General features: G+C 42.5%; 22 protein-coding genes and 1 pseudogene. 9 read left to right on the plus strand and 14 right to left on the minus strand.

Annotated elements, in window-relative coordinates; all coding sequences use genetic code 11:
* Positions 1 to 42 precede the first annotated feature (42 nt).
* Positions 43 to 399, plus strand: coding sequence for a hypothetical protein (locus tag AACZ11_RS07980; protein WP_290625208.1), 357 nt, complete (start codon positions 43 to 45; stop codon positions 397 to 399).
* Here AACZ11_RS07980 and AACZ11_RS07985 read toward each other — a convergent pair.
* The 7 genes from AACZ11_RS07985 to AACZ11_RS08015 form a co-directional block, all read right to left on the minus strand.
* Positions 396 to 965, minus strand: a complete 570-nt coding sequence (locus AACZ11_RS07985; RefSeq protein ID WP_290625210.1) for a DNA-3-methyladenine glycosylase I — start codon at positions 963 to 965, stop codon at positions 396 to 398. The two genes, AACZ11_RS07980 and AACZ11_RS07985, sit on opposite strands and share 4 nt — an antisense overlap.
* 48 nt (positions 966 to 1,013) lie before the next feature.
* The gene (locus AACZ11_RS07990; RefSeq protein ID WP_290625212.1) at positions 1,014 to 1,652 is read right to left on the minus strand and encodes a hypothetical protein; all 639 of its coding nucleotides are present in this window, start codon (positions 1,650 to 1,652) and stop codon (positions 1,014 to 1,016) included.
* A gap of 145 nt (positions 1,653 to 1,797) precedes the next feature.
* On the minus strand, positions 1,798 to 2,487 hold the full coding sequence (gene truB / locus AACZ11_RS07995) for a tRNA pseudouridine(55) synthase TruB (RefSeq protein ID WP_290625214.1): 690 nt from the start codon (positions 2,485 to 2,487) through the stop codon (positions 1,798 to 1,800).
* Positions 2,487 to 3,281: an undecaprenyl-diphosphate phosphatase gene (locus AACZ11_RS08000; RefSeq protein ID WP_290625216.1), complete on the minus strand. Its 795-nt coding sequence runs from the start codon at positions 3,279 to 3,281 to the stop codon at positions 2,487 to 2,489. Before AACZ11_RS08000 ends, truB begins: the two co-directional genes overlap by 1 nt.
* Before the next feature lie 6 nt (positions 3,282 to 3,287).
* Complete coding sequence (locus AACZ11_RS08005; RefSeq protein WP_290625218.1) at positions 3,288 to 3,545, minus strand: DUF3098 domain-containing protein; 258 nt, start codon at positions 3,543 to 3,545, stop codon at positions 3,288 to 3,290.
* Between the two features lie 4 nt (positions 3,546 to 3,549).
* Entirely contained in the window at positions 3,550 to 3,918 is a 369-nt protein-coding gene (locus AACZ11_RS08010; RefSeq protein WP_290625220.1) for a hypothetical protein, read from the minus strand.
* Positions 3,902 to 4,780, minus strand: a complete 879-nt coding sequence (locus tag AACZ11_RS08015) for a permease-like cell division protein FtsX (protein WP_034260360.1) — start codon at positions 4,778 to 4,780, stop codon at positions 3,902 to 3,904. The genes AACZ11_RS08010 and AACZ11_RS08015 overlap by 17 nt, the downstream gene beginning before the upstream one ends.
* Positions 4,781 to 4,920: 140 nt before the next feature.
* Between AACZ11_RS08015 and leuS the strand changes: the two genes are divergently transcribed.
* Positions 4,921 to 7,746 (plus strand): leucine--tRNA ligase, encoded by a 2,826-nt coding sequence (gene leuS / locus AACZ11_RS08020; protein WP_290625223.1) that lies wholly within the window; start codon positions 4,921 to 4,923, stop codon positions 7,744 to 7,746.
* Positions 7,747 to 7,799: 53 nt separating this feature from the next.
* Positions 7,800 to 8,489 (plus strand): zinc metallopeptidase, encoded by a 690-nt coding sequence (locus AACZ11_RS08025; protein WP_290625224.1) that lies wholly within the window; start codon positions 7,800 to 7,802, stop codon positions 8,487 to 8,489.
* A 109-nt stretch (positions 8,490 to 8,598) separates the two neighbouring features.
* Here the strand turns inward: AACZ11_RS08025 and AACZ11_RS08030 are convergent, their stop codons facing one another.
* Positions 8,599 to 9,969 (minus strand): saccharopine dehydrogenase C-terminal domain-containing protein, encoded by a 1,371-nt coding sequence (locus AACZ11_RS08030; protein WP_290625226.1) that lies wholly within the window; start codon positions 9,967 to 9,969, stop codon positions 8,599 to 8,601.
* 92 nt (positions 9,970 to 10,061) lie between these two features.
* On the opposite strand from AACZ11_RS08030, the gene AACZ11_RS08035 reads away from it, so the two are divergent.
* On the plus strand, positions 10,062 to 10,436 hold the full coding sequence (locus tag AACZ11_RS08035; RefSeq protein WP_339832090.1) for a DUF423 domain-containing protein: 375 nt from the start codon (positions 10,062 to 10,064) through the stop codon (positions 10,434 to 10,436).
* 69 nt (positions 10,437 to 10,505) lie between these two features.
* Positions 10,506 to 12,104: a phosphoenolpyruvate carboxykinase (ATP) gene (gene pckA / locus AACZ11_RS08040; RefSeq protein WP_290625230.1), complete on the plus strand. Its 1,599-nt coding sequence runs from the start codon at positions 10,506 to 10,508 to the stop codon at positions 12,102 to 12,104.
* Between the two features lie 111 nt (positions 12,105 to 12,215).
* On the opposite strand, the gene AACZ11_RS08045 is transcribed toward pckA, so the two are convergent.
* Both AACZ11_RS08045 and AACZ11_RS08050 read right to left on the minus strand, forming a co-directional pair.
* On the minus strand, positions 12,216 to 12,962 hold the full coding sequence (locus AACZ11_RS08045) for a uroporphyrinogen-III synthase (protein WP_290625232.1): 747 nt from the start codon (positions 12,960 to 12,962) through the stop codon (positions 12,216 to 12,218).
* Positions 12,963 to 12,989: 27 nt separating this feature from the next.
* Positions 12,990 to 13,643: a DUF4271 domain-containing protein gene (locus AACZ11_RS08050; protein WP_290625234.1), complete on the minus strand. Its 654-nt coding sequence runs from the start codon at positions 13,641 to 13,643 to the stop codon at positions 12,990 to 12,992.
* A gap of 114 nt (positions 13,644 to 13,757) precedes the next feature.
* Between AACZ11_RS08050 and AACZ11_RS08055 the strand changes: the two genes are divergently transcribed.
* From AACZ11_RS08055 to AACZ11_RS08065, 3 genes are read left to right on the plus strand one after another with little or no spacing between them, the layout of a single operon-like run.
* Positions 13,758 to 14,492 carry a polyprenol monophosphomannose synthase gene (locus AACZ11_RS08055; RefSeq protein ID WP_290625236.1) on the plus strand — a complete coding sequence of 245 codons (735 nt, stop codon included), beginning with the start codon at positions 13,758 to 13,760 and terminating at the stop codon, positions 14,490 to 14,492.
* The gene (locus AACZ11_RS08060; RefSeq protein ID WP_290625238.1) at positions 14,489 to 15,832 is read left to right on the plus strand and encodes a dihydroorotase; all 1,344 of its coding nucleotides are present in this window, start codon (positions 14,489 to 14,491) and stop codon (positions 15,830 to 15,832) included. The genes AACZ11_RS08055 and AACZ11_RS08060 overlap by 4 nt, the downstream gene beginning before the upstream one ends.
* Before the next feature lie 35 nt (positions 15,833 to 15,867).
* Entirely contained in the window at positions 15,868 to 16,275 is a 408-nt protein-coding gene (locus tag AACZ11_RS08065) for a DUF4296 domain-containing protein (RefSeq protein WP_290625240.1), read from the plus strand.
* On the opposite strand, the gene AACZ11_RS08070 is transcribed toward AACZ11_RS08065, so the two are convergent.
* A complete protein-coding gene (locus AACZ11_RS08070) occupies positions 16,236 to 17,261 on the minus strand; it encodes an NAD-dependent epimerase/dehydratase family protein (protein WP_290625241.1) in 1,026 nt (341 codons plus the stop codon). The genes AACZ11_RS08065 and AACZ11_RS08070 overlap by 40 nt on opposite strands.
* Before the next feature lie 76 nt (positions 17,262 to 17,337).
* Between AACZ11_RS08070 and tyrS the strand changes: the two genes are divergently transcribed.
* On the plus strand, positions 17,338 to 18,636 hold the full coding sequence (gene tyrS, locus AACZ11_RS08075) for a tyrosine--tRNA ligase (RefSeq protein WP_290625244.1): 1,299 nt from the start codon (positions 17,338 to 17,340) through the stop codon (positions 18,634 to 18,636).
* 132 nt (positions 18,637 to 18,768) lie between these two features.
* Here the strand turns inward: tyrS and AACZ11_RS08080 are convergent, their stop codons facing one another.
* The 3 genes and pseudogenes from AACZ11_RS08080 to AACZ11_RS08090 form a co-directional block, all read right to left on the minus strand.
* Positions 18,769 to 19,284, minus strand: coding sequence for a DUF350 domain-containing protein (locus AACZ11_RS08080; RefSeq protein ID WP_290625246.1), 516 nt, complete (start codon positions 19,282 to 19,284; stop codon positions 18,769 to 18,771).
* 6 nt (positions 19,285 to 19,290) lie between these two features.
* Positions 19,291 to 20,325, minus strand: coding sequence for a hypothetical protein (locus AACZ11_RS08085; protein WP_290625248.1), 1,035 nt, complete (start codon positions 20,323 to 20,325; stop codon positions 19,291 to 19,293).
* Positions 20,325 to 20,949, minus strand: a pseudogene (locus tag AACZ11_RS08090) (acyl transferase); the annotation flags it as partial. The pseudogene AACZ11_RS08090 and the gene AACZ11_RS08085, both read right to left, overlap by 1 nt.

The raw sequence follows: 20,949 nt of genomic DNA on the forward strand, positions 1-20,949 counted from the left end.
TATATAACATATTTACCCTCAATAGTTTAAAGCCCCTAAATTATGAATGTATTGAAACTACTTATTTTTCTGGCTGTTATAGCTTTCTCAGGTACGGCAAATGCACAAGCTACTACTACGCCAAAAACCAATGTCAATACCGATGTTGATGTGACCGTAGTGTACGAACAAGTTGTAAAGGAAGGGTATGGCACTCCGTTCATCTACCTTGAGTTAGCCAATGCATATTACTTCAAGAACGATCATTTTAATGCTAAAAAGTACTATGAGAAACTCTTTGAAGTAGAAAAACCCACCGATGAAACCCTAAAATTTCGGTATATGCAGACATTGAAGGCGTTAAAGATATCCCTTGCCAGTAACGAATATCTTTCTGCAGTAGAAACAGAAGAAAACTAGCTTTTTACTTGCGTATAGCGAAAACAATCCACCAGATGGTCATTCACCATTCCGGTCGCCTGCATATGGGCATATACCACGGTAGAACCTACAAATTTGAACCCACGTTTCTTGAGATCGGCACTTATACGATCGCTTAGTGTGGTATTTGCAGGCACTTCTTTCATGGTCTTAAAGCTGTTTTGTATGGGTTTGCCGTCTACAAATGCCCATATGTAGTTACTGAAACTCCCAAATTCTTTTTGGATGTCCAAATAGGCAATCGCATTGGTCACCGCAGCCTTAATCTTTAGCCGATTTCGTATGATCCCTTCATCCTGAAGAAGCCGTTCAATATCATCGGCATCATATCTGGCGATCTTCTTATAATCAAAATTCTCAAAAGCCTTTCTAAAATTCTCTCGCTTTCGAAGGATAGTAATCCAACTTAAGCCTGCCTGGAAGGTCTCTAAGATTAAAAATTCGAACAGCGTAGCATCGTCAAAGACAGGAACGCCCCACTCCGTATCGTGATAGGCAACATATAAGGGGTCATCCCCGCACCATGGACAGCGTTGTTTTTTCATTCGTCTTTTAAAGGTAGGAGAAAGATACTGCAATTTGAGGAATACTCATTATTGCTGACCCGGGAAATTGTACGAGATCGTCCCCAGCTGTTTTGTGGTTCCCGAAGCCGTGGTAAAACGTGCATCACGGGCGTATTCAAGTGCACTGTCAATTAAACATTCGTTGGTCGTGGTTGAGGCACTTTTGTTATAGCTCATTTTAACCACACGGCCCAATTCATTTACTTCTATAGAGATCACAACTTTTCCGAAACCCTCACACGTATACACGGGATTGGGAAGTAACAATGCCGTTCTGTTCTTCAAACTATAGGAAATGGTGGTTTTTCTGCTGGCTGCGCTGTTTGACCTGGGTTTCTTATGTTTTTCCAATGCACTTTTTTCTTGTGCCTCCTTTATCCTTTTTTTTGCTTTCGCTATTTCATCGTCATTGTTGAAATTATTGGCAACTCCAATAGCATCGTTCATAGCCTGCAGCTTTTCTTCTGTGGTCTCTTCGGGCGTCTCACGACTGTTCTCTAGATTCGCGATAAACGTTTCGGCTTCATTATACGCTTTGTTCGTCTCCACTTTTACGCGCTCGGGCGCTGTGGTCGCCAAATCTTCTACTGTTTCTTCTTTCAAGAGCTCTTCCAAGGCATATTCTATATCGATCTGCTCCTCTTCCTCTTCGGTGTATCGTGACAATTTTATACTGTACATTCCAAGGAAAAGAATACCGAACAGCAAAGAAGTGATTAAAAAAGCCCGATATGAATAATTGAAATTCATGGGTGCAAGTACTGAAATTTTATCTGAAAATCCTTACAACTAACTGAAAATTAAGTCTATTTTAACGGCTAAAGCGATCTTCAAAAGCCGCTAACGACATAGCATCCTCTACCGAAAAATCACCGATCTTAGTGCGTCTAAGCGCAGATAAATGAGCTCCGTTCCCAAGTGCCTTCCCAAAATCGTGCGCCAGCGAACGGATGTACGTTCCCTTGCTGCATGCTACGCGAAATTCAACCTCCGGAAGCTCGACTTTTGTGATTTCAAATACTGAAATATGCACTGTTCGAGTGGGCACAGACACGTCCTCACCGGCTCTGGCAAATTCGTACAGTCGCTTTCCTTCTTTTTTCAATGCCGAAAAGACCGGTGGTTGCTGTTCGATAGCTCCCATAAACTGACGTGCGGTTTGCTTTATTTTTTCTGAAGTGATTCTCGAAATATCAAATCGTTGATCGATCTCGGTTTCGAGATCGTAACTGGGTGTGGTGGCCCCAAGGGTAATGGTACCCGTATATTCTTTTTCCTGCGCTTGATAGGTATCGATCTTTTTGGTGTAGGTTCCGGTACACAGAATTAAGAGTCCTGTGGCTAACGGATCTAGGGTTCCCGCATGGCCCACTTTTATCTTCTTGATTCCGAATTCCTTTTTGATGAGCCAACGCACTTTATTGACCACCTGAAAAGAGGTCCATTCCAACGGTTTATCAATTAAAAGCACCTGTCCGTTCTTGTAATCTTCAGCAGTCATTAGGATACAAAGCTAAACGCAATAGCGGTGACCCCAACGATCACACAGTATACTGCAAAATATTTCAATTTACTGTTTCGCACCAAGGAGATCATCCAGGTACAGGCGATCAAACCACACACAAAGGCAGCTATGAAACCAAGACCCAAGGTCGTGAAGTTGGTACTTTCGGAAGTAAGATCTCCGCTAAGGAGATCCTTAGCAATCTTTCCAAAGATAAGGGGAACAACCATTAAAAATGAGAATCTGGCAGCTTTGCTTTTATCGTTTCCCAACAATACGGAAGTTGAAATGGTCGCACCGCTACGAGATATTCCGGGTAACATGGCGATCGCTTGGGCAACGCCAATAACGAATGAATTGCCAAAACTTACTTTTTTACCCGTATTCTTTGCGCGATCTGCCAACCACAATAAGATGGCTGTCACTATGAGCATAGCGCCTACAAAGGCAATATTACCCCCAAAAAAAGCTTCCAGTTCTTCTTCAAACAACATCCCAATGACCACTGCAGGTATCATGGATAATGCGATCTTAGCTGCAAATTGCGTCTCTTCGTTCCAAGTAAATTTCAGCAGGCCGCCAACGATGGATACAACATCTCGTCTAAAAACAACTACGGTGCTTAAGGCTGTGGCGAAATGCAGTACGACTGTAAATAGCAGGCTTTCTTCGGGTAAGGATGTGTCGCCCAGAATGGCTTTTCCCAGTTCTAAGTGCCCGCTGGAAGAGACCGGTAAAAACTCTGTAAAACCTTGTACGACGCCAAGAACGATGGCTTCCCATGCATCCATAGCAACTTATTTCTTGTGAGGATTCAATAGGATAGCGTAGACCTCAATGCCGAAGCCAATCAAGATGAGCGCCGGAGCTAATCGAATGCGTCTCCAGCTATAGATCTCCGGGTTGAATACATTAGGATCGTCACTACCACCGCCTGTCATAAGAATAAAGCCTAATGCGATAAAGGCCACACCTATAAGCATGAATAGGTAGTTCTTCTTTTCAAAAATGAATTCGGTTCTTCTAGCTTCTTCTTTTCTTTTTTTCTCTCCCATGACATTAATTTTTTACTGATACTAACTTGGTCATTGAAAATTCAGTGTAAATGATAGTATCATTGAATTCCAATTGGGCGATGTGTTCAGATGCAATCCCTCCAAACGCAGGCAGGTGCAAGGTAACATTTTTATCTAAAACCTTCGATCGTAAATCGTCTATGCTCAAACCTCGTTCCAGCCCCCTGTTTATATAGTAAGAGTCATTGTTGGTGTCCGTGAAAACGATATCGAATGAAGTTCCTTCAGAAATTTTTATGATCGTACTATTTTTTACGATACACTGATCCGGTGTAGGTTCGTGAATGACACATCCGTTCAGAAGCAACGAAAAAAACAGGGCCCAAGCGATGTTCCTAATAGTATAGTTCATCGGTACGCAGGTTTAAGAAACGCTGTGTTGCAAAGAAAGTGCTTATCCAAGTAATAAAGAGGCCCATAAGAAAAACGAACAGGAACAGAACGACCAGCAAAAGTTCATCCTTCAACAATTGCAACTCCGGAAAGTTCTTGTTGAGATAATAAAGAACGACTCCCATTCCAATCATGGCTATTACCGCCCCGATCATTCCTAGTTTTACACTTTTCCATATAAAGGGCCGACGAATAAAACGTTTGGTAGCCCCCACCATTTGCATGGTCTTGATTGTAAATCGTTTTGCGTATACCGAAAGTCGAATCGAACTGTTGATCAGTAACACGGCTATAAAGGTGAAAAGACCGCTTATCACTAAGATCCAGAGACTAATCTTTTTTACATTGTCGTTAAGCAATTCAATTAGGGGTTTGTCGTATAACACTTCATCTACAAAATCCTTGGTCATGATCTCATTGCTAATGTCCTCCAACTTTTCGGGAGAGACGAAATCGGCAAGAATATGTACGTCAATACTGTTTTGAAGCGGATTATACCCTAAGAATTCCATATAATTCTCTCCTATCGTAGCACTGTGCTCTTCGGCAGCTTGTTCCTTCGATACAAATTCGGCCGATTTGGTATATTCGGCCATTGCCAAACTCTGTTTTAGTTGGGTGATCTCCACTTCTTTCGCGGTATCCTTCAAATAAACGGTAAGTGCGATCTTCTCTTTGAAATGGTCGCCCACTTTCTTGGTATTAAGGACCAAAAGACCCAATAACCCGAGTAAGAACAAAACAAGCGATATACTTATCACTACGGAAAAGTAAGAAGAGATGAGTCTGCGTTTTTGATACTTTTCAAAAGTAGAAGCCATAGGATTGCGGGAATTTGATGTAAAAATACAATGATTTTTGCATCTGCAAGTATGTAACGTTTAAACTTTTGTCTTTCGTACAATAGGCTTAAATTTGCACCTGCCTTTCGCCAACCGGAGGCACCCTTAGAAAACGTCGCATGAGCAATTATCACTTCAACGCTATCGAAGCCAAATGGCAAAAATACTGGGCTGAACATAAAACATTTCAGGCCGAGAATACCAGTGAGAAACCTAAATATTATGTACTGGACATGTTTCCATACCCTTCGGGTGCAGGGCTTCACGTAGGACATCCATTGGGGTATATCGCCAGTGACATCTATGCGCGATACAAGCGACACCAAGGTTTTAATGTCTTACATCCGCAAGGATACGATTCCTTTGGGCTTCCGGCTGAACAATATGCCATACAAACCGGGCAACATCCCAGAAAGACTACCGAGGAGAACATTGCTCGATACAGAGAGCAGTTAGACAAGATAGGATTCTCCTTCGATTGGAGTAGGGAGGTTCGCACCTCCGACCCGCATTATTATAAGTGGACACAGTGGATCTTCATGCAATTGTTTGATAGCTGGTACGATAAGGCTTCAGATAAGGCACGCGCTATAAGTGAATTGATCACTATTTTTTCTGAAGAAGGCAGCGGGCAGGTTAAAGCTGCTTGCGATACAACAGTTCGAAAGTTTACAGCCCAAGAATGGAATAGTTTTTCCGAAGCAATACAACAAAAGGAGCTCCTTAAGTATAGATTAACCTATCTTGCTGAAACCGAAGTAAATTGGTGCCCCGAATTAGGAACTGTACTGGCCAATGACGAGATCGTGAACGGCGTGTCCGAACGGGGAGGCTATCCGGTGGTGCGAAAGCGTATGAAACAGTGGAGCATGCGTATAACCGCCTATGCACAACGATTATTGGATGGTCTGGAATCGATCGATTGGCCTCAGCCTCTAAAAGATGCTCAAACCAATTGGATTGGTCGCTCGAAAGGAGCTTCGGTCATTTTCAAGGTAAAGGATCACAACGAGAACATTGAGGTCTTCACCACACGGCCGGATACTATTTATGGGGTAAGTTTTATGACCCTGGCACCGGAACATGAACTGGTTCCCAGGATCACTTCTGAAGCACAAAAACAAGCAGTTCAAGATTATATTGAAGCTACGTCAAAACGAAGTGAGCGAGAGCGCATGGCCGATGTCAAAACCATTAGCGGTGTATTTACAGGAGCCTATGTAACGCATCCATTTAGCGGGGAAGACATTCCTGTATGGATAGGGGATTACGTTTTGGCAGGCTACGGAACCGGTGCTGTGATGAGCGTTCCGTGCGGTGATCAACGTGATTACGATTTTGCCACACATTTTGGCATTCCTATTCCAAACATTTTTAAGGATGTCGATATTTCTGAAGAAGCCTTTTCCGATAAGGAGAATACCATCCTTACCAACAGCGATTTCCTCAATGACTTGTCCTACGCTGAAGCAACGCAGCGTGTTATTGAAGCACTTGAGAAGAAAGGCGCCGGAGAAGGGAAGATCAACTACAGGTTGCGAGATGCTGTCTTTTCCAGACAACGGTATTGGGGCGAACCATTCCCGGTGTATTACAAAAACGGCTTACCACAATTAATTGATGAAAAGCATTTGCCATTGACCCTTCCGGAAGTAGAAAAATACCTCCCTACCGAGGATGGCGAACCCCCGTTGGGTCGCGCAGAAGTTTGGGCATGGGATGAAAATGCGGGTGCCGTGGTATCCAACGATAGAATTGACCATAAAACAGTTTTTCCATTGGAATTGAATACTATGCCCGGCTGGGCAGGCAGTAGTTGTTATATGTTTCGGTATATGGATCCGAGGAATGACGATGCCTTGGCTTCCCAAGAAGCGATGGACTATTGGAAGTGTGTGGATCTTTACGTTGGGGGGAGCGAACACGCAACAGGTCATTTGCTCTACAGCAGATTTTGGGTAAAATTCTTATATGATCGCGGTGTATTGCCGGTTCAGGAACCGTTCAAAAAATTGATCAATCAAGGGATGATCTTGGGCGAGAGCGCGTATGTTTATCGAATTGAGGGAGAGAACACGTTTATTTCTAAAGGAAAATATAGCGGGGAAAAGATTCAGCCGATACACGCCGATGTCTCCTTTGTGAATCTTCAAAATGAATTAGATATTGAAGCTTTTAAGGCGTGGCGTCCTGAATTCTCCGACGCTGATTTTATTACGGAAGAAGACGGGGCTTTCAAAGTCTCCCGAGAGGTCGAAAAAATGTCTAAGTCTAAATACAATGTCGTCAATCCCGATGATATTTGTGCGCAGTATGGAGCAGATACCTTGCGCATGTACGAGATGTTTCTGGGGCCCTTAGAGCAAGCCAAGCCATGGAACACTGCCGGTATCACAGGGGTGCACGGTTTTTTAAAAAAGTTATGGAAATTATACCATTCTGCTGCCGGTGATACTTTTTATGTAAGCGATGAGCAAGCTTCCAAAGAAAGTTTAAAGACCCTGCACAAGACGATCAAGAAAGTACAGGAAGATATCGAGAATTTTAGCTTTAATACCTCGGTTTCAACCTTTATGATCGCTGTGAACGAGCTTACAGCACAACAATGCACTTCCCGAGAGATCCTAGAGCCTATTTTGGGGCTCATCTCGCCATACGCTCCGCATATTGCAGAAGAGTTGTGGCAAAGACTAGGGCATGGTAAGAGCATTTCAACGGCACCTTTTCCAACATTCGAAGCTTCTTATTTGGTCGAAAGCACGAAAGAATATCCGATTTCCTTTAATGGGAAAATGCGTTTCACCTTAGAATTGCCTTTGGACCTGTCAAAGGACGCCATTGAGGCTGCCGTCATGTCACATGAGAAGACCGCCCACTATTTGGAGGGTCGCAGCCCGAAAAAGGTAATTGTGGTACCCGGAAAGATTGTAAATATTGTTGGCTAAATTTTAGCACACTTTTTGCTATTCCCTTTGTACATTTAAAACAAAAAAAAACAATGATTGGATATTATATATTAGCCGGGATCATCTTTTTGGTGAGCATGTATGTGAGCAATAAATTGAAAAGTAAATTTAAAAAATACTCTCAAATCCATTTGCAAAACGGCATGAGCGGAAAGGAGATTGCCGAGAAGATGTTACGTGACAATGGCATCCTCGACGTACAAGTGATCTCGGTTGCAGGTGAACTTACAGACCATTATAATCCGGCGAAGAAAACAGTAAATCTTAGTGAGCCGGTATACATGCAGCGAAATGCAGCAGCAGCAGCAGTAGCAGCGCACGAATGCGGGCATGCTGTACAACATGCTACGGCCTATAGTTGGTTGAAAATGCGATCGGCGATCGTACCTGCGGTGAGTATCTCAAGCAAACTATCGAATTTTGTCATCATGGCCGGTTTAGTACTATCGGTGACAGGTTCGCTAATTGGGAACACGATCTTTTTAGTTGGTATTCTGTTATTTGCCTTGACCACGGTATTTGCGTTCATCACCCTTCCGGTCGAATTTGACGCTAGCAAGCGTGCGCTGGCGTGGTTGGAAAGCGCCAATATGGTGACGCCACAAGAGCATGCTGGGGCGAAAGATGCTTTAAAATGGGCGGCCCGCACTTACGTGGTTTCTGCTCTCGGCTCCCTGGCTACCTTGTTGTACTTTATTAGTATTTTTCTGGGAAGACGATAAGAAGGAAAGGTTCGAGTGTTTTTCAAAACGTGAAAAACGTACCACGCGCGAAGGACATCCTTCGCGCGTGGTGTTTTCGCCTGTGGCGAATGCTCGAACCGGTTGCTTCCTAGCCGGCAACATTATTCGGGTTATACCCTAGATAAGGGACATCACTTTCAGTAAAACGAATGCCAAAATCTTCCAACTCCTTCAGTATGGGTTCGTAGACTTCTTTAGCGATGGGTAGTTGTACTCCGGGTGTTGTGATCTCTTCGTTCAATATCTTTAATGCCGCTATGGCGACAGGCAGACCAACGGTCTTAGCCATTGCCGTATAATTTTGGTCATCCCCCTTAATTACCATATTACTGTCAATCTGGTATTTGGAACCCTTCAATTCGTACCCAAACTTATGGTACATTACGATCATATCTTTGTCGGCTTCCTTCAAGGTCCATTTATCTTCTAGTATTCTTTGAAGTGCCTGCGCCGGGGTAGCATCTTTAATACCTATCTTCTTTTCGGAATTGAAAATATCCAATTCTTCCAGTTTCCCCCACATGAGATCGTCTTGGTCGATCTTAAGATTATGACGTAATTTCAATTCCACCGAATCGGTTGGGGAATAAGGCAAGAACAGATTTACAAAATTACGGTAGGAAAGTGCTTCAGAATTAGGGATCGTATAATCGTCGTCTGTCATCCCTAACTGAACAAACATGTTCCAGGCCTTGCTGAATCCTACATGACGAATGGTCCCTCTGTACAATGTTAGCACATCTTCCAATCCGTATACCTTACGGTATTTCAAAGAATTTCTGTTAGCATAAGCTTCGAAACGACCATGGCCCTCAACATCTAAAAATTCTGTTCTTCGAAACAAACGGTGATAGGGGATATATTTATAAGTGCCCTCTTGAATAAATTCAGCAGCGCCACCCTGTCCTGCGAGTACGACATTTCGCGGGTTCCAGGTGAATTTGTAATGCCAAAGGTTGTCATCGCTTTCGGGAGCTATCAATCCGCCTGTGAAGGATTCGAACAATAGCATTTTTCCTCCTTTGGCGCGAATACGATCGATCACCTGCATGGCACTCATGTGGTCGATTCCGGGGTCTAATCCTATCTCATTCATGAACACCAAGCCCTTTGCCTTTGCCCGTGTATCTAAGGACTGCATCTGGTCACTCACATAAGAGGCCGTCACAAGATGTTTTCCAAATTCGATACAATCTTTTGCTACTTCAATGTGATAACGTGCAGGTAACATAGAGATGACAAGGTCGCTGTTCTCTACGGCACGTCTGCGCTGAGATTCATTAAAAACATCAAGTAAAATGCCTCGGGCATTGGGGTGACCATCTGTGAACTTTTGAGCGTTCTGTATCGAGATATCACCAATGGTGATAAAGAGTTCTTCGGCTTCAGATCGGTCTAGTAAATATTGAATTAAACTTGTTGCCGAACGCCCGGCCCCAATGATCAAAATGTTTCTCATCCGTAGTTTTTCGTTAGCTTTGTAGTAGATATGTTACGAAGCGAAAGTACTAATTGTAAGCGTAAATTATGCGGGATTTCGATAAAAAAATTGTGGTAACAGCTACCCTGTTGGGTGCCATGACAATCGCTGTTGGTGCCTTTGGTGCCCACGGACTCAAAAATTTTGTGGGGTCAGATGCGATAGCAACTTTTGAAACTGGTGTGCGCTACCAAATGTATCACGCGATCGCTTTATTGATACTCGGTTTTGCTACCCAAGTACCGGCTGCCACCCGAAAATGGGTATTTCGTTTTTTTGTTTTCGGAATTGTATTGTTCTCAGGTTCCATATATCTCTTGGCGTTGCAAGCGGTGCTTCCTTTTTCTGTTTCGTTTTTAGGACCGGTGACACCGCTGGGAGGGCTGCTGTTAATTTCCGGATGGATTCGGTGGGCCTATGGTTTATTAACAATTAAGTCGGGATAATTATGTTTTTTTAAAGGATGAATCTGTGGTAGTTTTATTATTTTTGTACCACAACAATTAAAATAAGTTATGGTCGGTAAAAACCAAACTACGAAAATGATTTCCGTAGACCAATACGGGATCAAAAATGCAAAAGTTAAGTATCAATTATCTTCACAAGAACTCCATAACGAAACCATTCAAAAAGGGCAGGGAGTAGAAGCCAGCAGCGGTGCTCTTGCTGTTAATACAGGAGAGTTTACAGGACGCTCACCCAAAGATCGTTTTATCGTTAAAGACGACGTCACTAGAGATAAGGTATGGTGGGGGAATATCAACATTCCGTTTCCTACGAATATGTTCGACGCTTTATACGATAAAGTAGTCGATTACCTTTCTGAAAAAGAGATTTACGTGCGTGACAGTTATGCCTGTGCCGATGATGCGTATCGCTTGAACATTCGTGTGATTACAGAATATCCATGGTCGAATATGTTTGCTCACAACATGTTCTTACGACCTACTGACGCTGAATTGGATAACTTCGATCCAGAGTGGCTTATCGTGAATGCGCCCGGATTTAAAGCTGATCCAGAGATTGATGGAACAAGACAACACAATTTTGCCATCCTCAATTTTACTAAAAAGATCGCCTTGATAGGTGGAACCGGATATACAGGGGAGATCAAAAAAGGAATATTCTCGGCGCTTAATTTTATTCTCCCGGTTTACAAGAATACCATGCCAATGCACTGCTCTGCAAATGTAGGTGACGATGGTGAGACGGCTATTTTCTTTGGCTTGTCTGGAACAGGAAAGACAACGCTTTCTGCAGATCCAAATCGGAAACTCATCGGTGACGATGAACACGGTTGGACAGCAGAGAATACAATCTTTAATTTCGAAGGAGGATGCTATGCCAAAGTGATCAATCTTTCCGAAGAGAACGAACCGGATATCTATCATGCGATCAAGCCGGGTGCCATTCTTGAAAATGTGATCCTCAACGAAAAAGGGGAAGTGAATTTTGCCAATACCTCCATCACACAGAATACGCGTGTGAGTTATCCTATTTATCACATCGATAATATACAAGAACCATCTATTGGCGAAAACCCTAAGAATATCTTTTTTCTAACAGCCGATGCTTTTGGTGTGTTGCCTCCTATTTCTAAACTTACTCCGGGTCAGGCAGCGTACCACTTTATTAGCGGGTATACGGCCAAGGTGGCTGGGACCGAGGAAGGGATCAATGAGCCTACACCTAACTTTTCGGCCTGCTTCGGAGCTCCTTTCATGCCGTTGCACCCCACCGAATATGGGGAGATGCTGAGCAAGAAAATGAAGAATGCCGGCGTGAATGTCTGGTTGATCAATACCGGTTGGACCGGAGGTCCTTACGGTGTGGGAAGTAGAATGAAACTTAAATTCACCCGTGCGATGATTACGGCAGCTCTCAATGGTGATTTAAACGATGTGGCCTACGAACAACATCCTATTTTTGGGCTTCAAGTACCGCAATCGTGCCCGAATGTTCCAAGTGAAGTGCTAAATCCCAAAGACACTTGGAAGAATAAAAAGGCTTACGACATCCAAGCACAGGAACTGGCTTCTTCGTTTAAAGAGAATTTCAAAAAGTTCGAAGAATTTGCGAATGAGGAAATACTCTCGGGAGCGCCTATTAATTAGTGAGGCTTTCGTTAGTTTGAATAAAAAAAGGCTTTGGATATCGATCCGAAGCCTTTTTTTTACTAAGAATTTATATTGATAGATTTTATTGTTGTTTAAACAAGCTATAGCTTATTTCTTGTTTACCTCTTTAATATATTTCTCTAATGCCATGGTCATGGAAGGCGTTTCCGGTGTCGGAGCTTGAATGTCTACGCGTAAACCACTATCTGTAGCGGCCTTCACGGTCGTGTTTCCAAAGACTGCTATACGGGTGTCATTTTGTTTGAAATCCGGGAAGTTATGTAGCAATGATTCAATACCGCTGGGGCTGAAGAACACCAAGATATCATAATACACATCCCGAAGATCGGAAAGGTCACTGACTACAGTCTTATAGAAAGTCGCTTGCTTCCAGTCGACCCCCAGATCGTTAAGAACCATTGGCACCTCCGGCTTTAATTTATCAGAAGAAGGGAGTAAGAACTTCTCGTTCTTATATTTTTTTATAAGTGGAGAAAGCTCGGTAAAAGTGCGCTTCCCAACATAAATCTTACGCTTTCGGTAGACCACATATTTTTGTAGATAGAATGCAACAGCTTCACTCTGGCAAAAGTATTTCATCGTATCGGGCACCTTGAACCGCAATTCTTCGGAGATTCTGAAAAAATGATCCACGGCATTTCTGCTGGTAAGTACTACGGCAGAGTATTTTGTGAGATCGACTTTCTGTGAGCGAACATCTTTACCTGAAACTCCTTCAACATGTATAAAAGGCCTGAAATCTATTTTAACTTTCTGTTTTTCAATCAAATCGAAATAGGGAGAGTTTTCAACCTTAGGCTCGGGCTGAGAAACTAAAATAGTTTTCACTTTCATAGACAACTGGATTTTTGGTTTTTCCGATCATACCAACGTTTTATAGAGGATGATATACGGTGAAATTTCAAGTGCGCAAAGATACAAAATAAAATAAAAGAAATTACGCATTATCGCGTTTCCGTTTGTTTTGTAGCTGTAAAACAGCGCAATACTGTTTAGGGCCAACACGACCAATACAAAGATGAGTAACACTGTTGACGAGGGCTGATAGACAAAATAGAAGATGAGATTTGCCATAAAAAAAAGTATGGCAATTAGATTCCTGTAGCTCAATTTTTGATATAAATAACTGTTTATAAGAGCATCGATGGAGAATATATTTCCTATGATCTTCTCAAGTGCAAATTTAATACTTACAAAAACAACATAACCGGTGCAAATTTGAACAAACAGCCAAGGGTTCTCATGTAAGACTTTAGGGTTGTTAATTTGAATAAGCAAAAATATAAACAGAGATACTGAAACCACTTGGGTAACAAGCAAGAGTAAGTTAAAAGGGTGGTTGATCTCGTCATTTCTGCCCTGTACCATAAAGTATTTATTGGTGATAGGCAACATCACAAATTCTTCAAAACGTTTGGGGTAAAGGTATTTCGCCAAGGCATACAGAACCAAACAGATCACCATCAATAGGATGATCCAGTCCTGCGAAACGAAATTTCGTTCAATATAATCCATGCCCAATTTTCAAGTAAAGGTACTGTAAATTTAATTTCGCCGAATCGGTGCAATTAGATTTTCCTTCACATAATTTTGCACAAAAAAGGGTACATTTGCTCAAAAAAAGGGAGTATGTCCAAAGCTGTGGTGGTAATACCCACATATAATGAGATCGAAAATATTGAACGGCTTATTCGCAATATTTTCTCCTTACAGCGTGCTTTCGATATACTAGTCGTTGACGACAACTCTCCCGATGGGACTGCGGCACAAGTAAGGTCCATGATGCATGAGTTCCCTAATAAGCTTCACATACTAGAGCGTTCGGGAAAAATGGGTTTGGGTACAGCATATATTGCAGGATTTAAATGGGCATTGGAGCGATCGTATGAATATGTATTCGAAATGGACGCCGATTTTTCACACAACCCGAATGATCTTATACGCCTGTACAATGCGTGTGCAAAAGAAGGGTATCACATGTCCATTGGGTCCCGCTATGTAAAAGGGGTAAATGTGGTCAATTGGCCCATGAGCAGGGTGCTGCTCTCGTGGTTGGCCTCCAAATATGTGCGTATCATTACAGGTATGGACATTTACGATACAACAGCAGGTTTTGTATGTTACAAAAATGAAGTCCTGCAGAAAATAAATTTGGACAATATACAGTTTGTAGGCTACGCATTTCAGATCGAAATGAAATTTAAAGCGCATCTTCGGAAATTTGAGATCGTGGAGATTCCCGTAGTGTTTACAGATAGAACCAAAGGAGAATCAAAAATGAGTGGCGGGATTATTTCCGAAGCAATTTTTGGAGTGATAACAATGAAGTTTAAAAGCTTGTTTAAGAGGTACGATTTTCAATGAAACCAATTTTAATTAAGAATGCAAATATTGTCAACGAAGGCGTTATCTTTCGTGGCGATGTCCTAGTAGAAAAGGATATTATCGTGGAAGTGTCAAACAGCATCAGCGTGAAATCGGGAGATACAAAGGTGATCGATGCAGACGGTCTTTATCTCATTCCCGGAATGATCGATGATCAAGTGCATTTTCGCGAACCCGGACTAACACACAAAGCTACTATAGAAACCGAATCGAAAGCGGCAGTGGCTGGCGGGATCACATCCTTTATAGAAATGCCCAATACAGTACCGCAGGCTACTACTATTGAGCTTCTGGAAGATAAGTTCGATATCGCATCTCGGAGCTCTTGGGCCAACTATTCTTTTATGTTTGGCGGTACCAACGACAATCTTGATGAGATCTTAAAAGTTGACGAAACAAAGGTTGCTGGACTAAAATTATTTCTTGGTTCTTCGACAGGAAACATGTTGGTTGACAATCCAAAGGTACTCGAAGAGATCTTTAAAAAAACCAAACTTCTTATTTCGGTTCATTGCGAAGATGAAGCAACAATTCAAAAGAATTTGGCAACTTATATAAAGAAGTACGGCGATGACATTCCAATTGAGATGCACCCAAAAATTCGAAGTGAAGAAGCTTGCTATCTGTCTTCTTCCAAAGCTGTAGCTTTAGCTAAAAAGACGGGTGCCCGACTTCACGTTTTTCACCTCTCCACCGAAAAGGAAACCCATCTGTTCTCCAACAAGAAACCTTTGGCGGAGAAGAAAATCACAGCCGAAGTATGCATACATCATCTCTGGTTTACCGATGCCGATTATAAAACGAAAGGTACCAAGATAAAATGGAATCCTGCTGTCAAGACCGAAAAGGATCGCGATGGGTTGTGGAAAGCCCTTAATGATGACCGTATCGATGTGATCGCTACAGACCATGCGCCTCATACCTTGGAAGAAAAGGCTGCAGTCTACACCAAGGCTCCTTCCGGTGGACCTTTGGTCCAACATGCTCTGGAAGCACTTTTTGAAATGCATCACAAAGGAAGGATTTCCGTCGAGAAAATTGTTCAAAAGACTGCGCATAACCCGGCGATCCTCTTTCAAATAAAAGATAGAGGATATATTAAAAGAGGGTTTAAGGCAGATTTGGTACTTGTGGATCCCAATGCTCCGTGGACCGTAAATAAAGACAATCTGGCATATAAATGCGGCTGGTCTCCTTTTGAAGGTACTACATTCAAATCGCGTGTTACTCACACCCTTATTAATGGTGTCATTGCCTATGAGAACGGGAAATACCCCAATAGAAGTCTGGGCGAACGCTTAACCTTTAATAGAGGATGATGAGGTACTTTGCACTGCTTTCTCTATTGTTTTGTATGGCCTGCCAAGACGTAAAACGCCCCGAACGCCCCGACGATCTTATTTCTGAAGAAAAAATGGTGGACATTTTTGTGGATGCGTATCTTATGAACGCCGCACGCAGTATTAGTGTACAAACCATCAATGAGAGCGGTATTAAACTGGATTCTGTCCTCTATAAAAAGTATGCCATAGACAGCCTTCAGTTTGTGAAGAGCAACGCTTATTATACCTCTAATCTTAATGGTTATATCGAGCTTTTTACAAAGGTGGAAACCAAATTGCATGCCATTAAAGAACAAAAGGATAGTGTACAAAAAGCATTTCAAAAAGAACAGGGCTTCCAGCAAAAGATCGATAGTGTGAAACAGGAGCAAAAGCTTGTTCAGCCGGTGGCATCAGACTCGTTAGCTACGGAAGAATAATGGGTGGTGATGCGATCTAGCGTTTCTGCGTATGATGTGAACTTAAAGTTTGTAACCATTTTAATTTTTGAAGCATCATAATATGATTCGGTATACATAGAACGTACTGTAGCTTTGGGAAGTTTTTTCTTTGTGCCGAAGAGCACGGCCGATAGACCATCCAGGTTTGATACTAACAGCATGATCCACTTGGGTAATTTTTTCTGTGGCGGAGTGTTTCCAAAGCGCACTGCCAAATCTGTTAACAATGTTTTATACCTCACATTTTCACCCACCAGTATAAAATTATCATTATACGTCGATCCTTCCATAAGTGTGATCATGGCATTCACAACGTCCTTGACATCTACCACGCCTATGCCGCCCGAAGGAGTGTACTTCATCCCTTTGGAAGCACGCTTAACAAGGACGCTGCTTCCGGAGGACCAATGACCTTCCCCTAAAATAATCCCGGGATGCACGATCACGGCAGGGAGCCCTTCTTGGGTGCCGCGCCATACCTCCATTTCGGCTCCGTATTTTGTGATGGCATATACGCTATTTTTTGCTTCCGGGTTCCAATGGGTGGTTTCATCAATAAGACCTCCTTCCTTTGATCCTAGCGTAGCCACTGAGCTCACATAGCATAATTTTGAGATGTCATGCGCAAGGCACAGGTTAACAATGTTGGCGGTTCCCTCTACATTAGCTTTCTTAATTTTGCGATACTGCTTCGTATTAAAACTAATGTAGGCTGCAGCATGATAGACTTTGGTAATTCCTTGAAAAGCATCTGTAAGTGCCGGAATGTCCAATATATTGGCTTCCACCCATTCAATCCTATCAAAAAGTGTATCGGCTTCGGGAGAGAAGTACCGGAATACCTTACGCACCTCGTTGAGATCACTGGTAGCCCTATGGATAGCTCGAACAGTTTTCTGCTGTTGCACTAATGCCAACAACAGGTGTGAACCTACCAAGCCTGTACCTCCGGTTACTAATATCATCTTACGAAAATACTCTTTTTTACAATACGCTTTCCTCTTTTAAAGCTTCCAACTATCTTTGCCAAAAGTCTAAAAAATGCAATTAAAGAATTTCGTTGAAGAACTACAATGGCGTGGCATGATCCACGATGTGATGCCCGATACCGAAGCGCATCTCATGGAACAAATGCGAGCAGCCTATGTAGGGTTCGATCCCACTGCGGACTCCCTTCATATTGGTAATTTGGTGCCCATCATGCTATTGGCCTTCTACCAGCGATGTGGACACAAGCCCGTTGCTTTAGTGGGTGGCGCAACCGGAATGATTGGGGATCCCTCGGGGAAGTCAAGCGAACGGAATTTATTGGATGAGGCTACGCTACGTCACAATCAAGAATGTGTTCGTGCGCAGCTTTCACGATTTCTGGACTTTTCGTCGGGTGCTCCTAACCAAGCTGTCATGGTCAATAATTACGATTGGATGAAGGACTTCTCCTTTCTTGGTTTTATTCGGGATGTGGGAAAACACATCACCATCAACTATATGATGGCCAAAGATTCAGTCAAGAATCGAATTTCCGGGGATGCTACTGAAGGGATGTCATTCACAGAGTTCACATACCAGTTAGTACAAGGGTACGACTTCCTGCATTTGTTCAGGGAACATACCTGTACCCTGCAAATGGGAGGTAGCGATCAATGGGGAAATATCACGACCGGAACTGAACTAATTAGGCGTATTGCCGGAGGTAAGGGATTTGCATTGACCTGCCCGTTGATCACAAAAAGTGACGGTAGTAAATTTGGAAAGAGCGAAGGCGGGAATGTGTGGTTGGACGCCAAGCGTACCTCTCCTTATAAGTTCTATCAATATTGGTTGAACACCAGTGATGCAGATGCCGAGAAATATATTAAGATCTTCACGTTCTTAGATAAGTCTACCATAGGTGCCCTTATAATGGAACATGGCGAAGCGCCGCACCTGCGATTACTGCAACGACGTTTGGCAGAAGAAGTAACTACGACCGTCCACGGTGTCGAAGCATTGGAAAAAGCAATCCAGGCATCGGAAATTCTGTTTGGGCGCGCTACTTCTACCCAACTGAAACAATTGGACAAGGCTACCTTTTTAGATGTTTTTGAAGGGGTGCCGCAGGGGGAAGTCGAAGCTTCAGTTATCGCAGAAGGACTTGATATTATAAGTGCACTAGCCGAGCAGACCGGATTTTTAAAATCCAATGGTGAAGCGAGGCGTGCTTTAAAAGAGCAGTCTATATCGGTGAATAAGGAAAAGGTTTCCGAAGGGTATACGATCAATTCTGAAGACTTAATAAATAATCAATTCGTATTGCTTCAGCGAGGTAAAAAAAACTATTTCATAATAAAAGTGGTATAAAAGAAGAAAATCCCGATTTCAGAAGAAATAAGGATTTTCAACATTAACTAACCAACCAAAATTATGAACAAGCTTTACTTGCTATCATAACAGTTACTTGGTCTTATATACGATAAAAACCTTACACCGGATTTACAAAAAATTCGTGACCTCGGGATAAGGGATCAAAGCACTAATAAGCAACGCAATACTATCCTTAACGATGAGTGTTATACTTATCAAGATGGCAACGACCATGATGGCTACAGAAAGGTTGTTCTTTTGTATCTCTTTAAATTCGTTTACCCCTTTTGTAAGTATTGAAAAAAGGAAGAAAACGGTCAAATTGATAAAAACCGCCATGACAAAACCAATAAAAAGATAAATTCCCGAATATTTTACGACCGTAAGGGTGTCAATCGTTTCTACATGATTTAACGATAGCCGTATCACATTGGTAATAGATGGAAGGATCTCACTTAAAATGATACCAATGGACAGCACAATTCCCGAGGTGAATACGGTAAATGAAAGATTACTGCCTGCCAATTCCTCCTGTGTAAAGAAGAGACGTTTTAGCAATTTGTATGAAATAAAGACGATCATTACCGTGATGATGATCGACAAGAGGATTTCTAAAAGTGCCAGGGTAAAAAGTTGTGTGTTCATAGCGTGTTATTTGCTGGTTAGTACAATGTTCCAATGCGTCACGTCGGCGAAATTCGGGGACAAATAGCCGGCTTGAAAATAGGCAGCGGTGGTTTCCCATAAAATATACTTCTTTCCATTGTGAACCTTAAATAAACCACTGGCCGGTATATTGATGGCGAGGATCGAATGTTTATAGAAGTCGCTGTTAGCGATGGCAACGTCGTATTGAAAATATTTTAAAATGGAATAGATCAACACCGTTCGCGTGTCACAATCCCCTTTTAAATTTTGAATGAAGGAGACCGGATTTTGAATACCGTAGGCAATATTTCCAATGCAGCATTCCGGACATTGTTGCAGGATCTCTTTGATCGAAGATTCATACCTGTCGGCCGGAAGGCATGCTTCGGAAAAAACAAAGGCATAAGGAATATCCTGAATACAGCTAACGACCATTTCAGCGAATTCCATTTGGTTTAGGTTTCTTTCGGCACGAATACGTTCAAAATTCCGGATTACCAGATCGAGGCTGGGAAGGTCCTTGCGTTCTATATGATCGTAGAGATTACCCCAAAAATTGCCGCGCGTACCGGTACGATACGTAGCGATATAATCTTTTAAAGCGTAGTAATCGTTGACGCGTACCGTGAGATCTCCTTCAAACAAATTACCATAATTATCGGTCCATCTGCGGGTACTTGAAAATACGGGAATCGTGTCGTTATCATCAATTATGGTAGTTTGCAGCACTTTTTCTTCCGAAGTGAATACCATATCTTTGCTATGGGTCTCCCATAGATCAATGAGCAACCCGAAAAGCGTTTTTAAAGCCAGAAATACAAACAATACCAACAGAAAGCTTTGAAACACACTCTTCAATTTCGGTTTACCCAAAAAAGTATATGTGATTACCAAACCTAGGAACAGTCCAATAGCAACGTTTAAAAATGTAGGGAGATTGGTTCCTATTTGCAGCACACTAAAAACAATCCCGCCAATGACCATGACTAATAATGTCCAGACACATCCTTGAGGCGATTTGTGCGTCGGCTTTTTCATTACAGCACCATTAAATTACAACCGCGAATGTCGCTATTATCAAACCGCCCCAATACTTCAAAAGATCCGTCGGGGTGTATTCTTCCCAGATCTTGTGTGGCAATGAACGAAACGGAATACAGGTTGGCGAGATCGATCACGTTGATGCCGCCCGTCTTGCCATAGACCAGTGTTAAGGCATCTTCCGGATCGCGAGTCACAATTTGCATCCAAGGAGGACAATGAAATAGACCATGACCTTTGGAATATGCCTGAGAAAGCAGTTCGGTCATCCCATATTCACTGTGTATTTCTGAAACACCAAACCCCTTTTTTAGCTCATGGTGTAACGCCTCTTTAACCATTTCTTTACGACGTCCTTTCATTCCGCCGGTCTCCATGACTAGTGTGTGCTCCAGCGAGAAGGAATGAGCTTCCAAAAGATCCAACAAAGCGTAGGAAACACCAATAAGCAGGGTCTTTTGTTGTTGCGCTTCCAAAAGATTGATTTTTTCGGCCAGCGCTGAAAGGGTATCAAGGTAAAAGCCACTATCAGGATGATTGCTTTTTTTCACGAGATGGTCTACCATGTAGATAAGGGAAGAATCCTGTCGTTCCATATAAGAAGGGAGTAGCGCTAAAATA

It is taken from the genome of uncultured Altibacter sp., from assembly GCF_963972995.1.
In the GTDB taxonomy this organism is placed as follows: domain Bacteria; phylum Bacteroidota; class Bacteroidia; order Flavobacteriales; family Flavobacteriaceae; genus Altibacter.

Excerpts from the sequence above, each read along its gene's own strand:
- AACZ11_RS07980 (WP_290625208.1), top strand. The coding sequence starts at position 43 with ATGAATGTATTGAAACTACTTATTTTTCTGGCTGTTATAGCTTTCTCA.
- AACZ11_RS07985 (WP_290625210.1), bottom strand. The coding sequence starts at position 965 with ATGAAAAAACAACGCTGTCCATGGTGCGGGGATGACCCCTTATATGTT.
- truB (WP_290625214.1), bottom strand. The coding sequence starts at position 2,487 with ATGACTGCTGAAGATTACAAGAACGGACAGGTGCTTTTAATTGATAAA.
- AACZ11_RS08000 (WP_290625216.1), bottom strand. The coding sequence starts at position 3,281 with ATGGATGCATGGGAAGCCATCGTTCTTGGCGTCGTACAAGGTTTTACA.
- AACZ11_RS08005 (WP_290625218.1), bottom strand. The coding sequence starts at position 3,545 with ATGGGAGAGAAAAAAAGAAAAGAAGAAGCTAGAAGAACCGAATTCATT.
- AACZ11_RS08010 (WP_290625220.1), bottom strand. The coding sequence starts at position 3,918 with ATGAACTATACTATTAGGAACATCGCTTGGGCCCTGTTTTTTTCGTTG.
- AACZ11_RS08015 (WP_034260360.1), bottom strand. The coding sequence starts at position 4,780 with ATGGCTTCTACTTTTGAAAAGTATCAAAAACGCAGACTCATCTCTTCT.
- leuS (WP_290625223.1), top strand. The coding sequence starts at position 4,921 with ATGAGCAATTATCACTTCAACGCTATCGAAGCCAAATGGCAAAAATAC.
- AACZ11_RS08025 (WP_290625224.1), top strand. The coding sequence starts at position 7,800 with ATGATTGGATATTATATATTAGCCGGGATCATCTTTTTGGTGAGCATG.
- AACZ11_RS08030 (WP_290625226.1), bottom strand. The coding sequence starts at position 9,969 with ATGAGAAACATTTTGATCATTGGGGCCGGGCGTTCGGCAACAAGTTTA.
- pckA (WP_290625230.1), top strand. The coding sequence starts at position 10,506 with ATGGTCGGTAAAAACCAAACTACGAAAATGATTTCCGTAGACCAATAC.
- AACZ11_RS08045 (WP_290625232.1), bottom strand. The coding sequence starts at position 12,962 with ATGAAAGTGAAAACTATTTTAGTTTCTCAGCCCGAGCCTAAGGTTGAA.
- AACZ11_RS08050 (WP_290625234.1), bottom strand. The coding sequence starts at position 13,643 with ATGGATTATATTGAACGAAATTTCGTTTCGCAGGACTGGATCATCCTA.
- AACZ11_RS08055 (WP_290625236.1), top strand. The coding sequence starts at position 13,758 with ATGTCCAAAGCTGTGGTGGTAATACCCACATATAATGAGATCGAAAAT.
- AACZ11_RS08060 (WP_290625238.1), top strand. The coding sequence starts at position 14,489 with ATGAAACCAATTTTAATTAAGAATGCAAATATTGTCAACGAAGGCGTT.
- AACZ11_RS08065 (WP_290625240.1), top strand. The coding sequence starts at position 15,868 with ATGGCCTGCCAAGACGTAAAACGCCCCGAACGCCCCGACGATCTTATT.
- AACZ11_RS08070 (WP_290625241.1), bottom strand. The coding sequence starts at position 17,261 with ATGATATTAGTAACCGGAGGTACAGGCTTGGTAGGTTCACACCTGTTG.
- tyrS (WP_290625244.1), top strand. The coding sequence starts at position 17,338 with ATGCAATTAAAGAATTTCGTTGAAGAACTACAATGGCGTGGCATGATC.
- AACZ11_RS08080 (WP_290625246.1), bottom strand. The coding sequence starts at position 19,284 with ATGAACACACAACTTTTTACCCTGGCACTTTTAGAAATCCTCTTGTCG.
- AACZ11_RS08085 (WP_290625248.1), bottom strand. The coding sequence starts at position 20,325 with ATGAAAAAGCCGACGCACAAATCGCCTCAAGGATGTGTCTGGACATTA.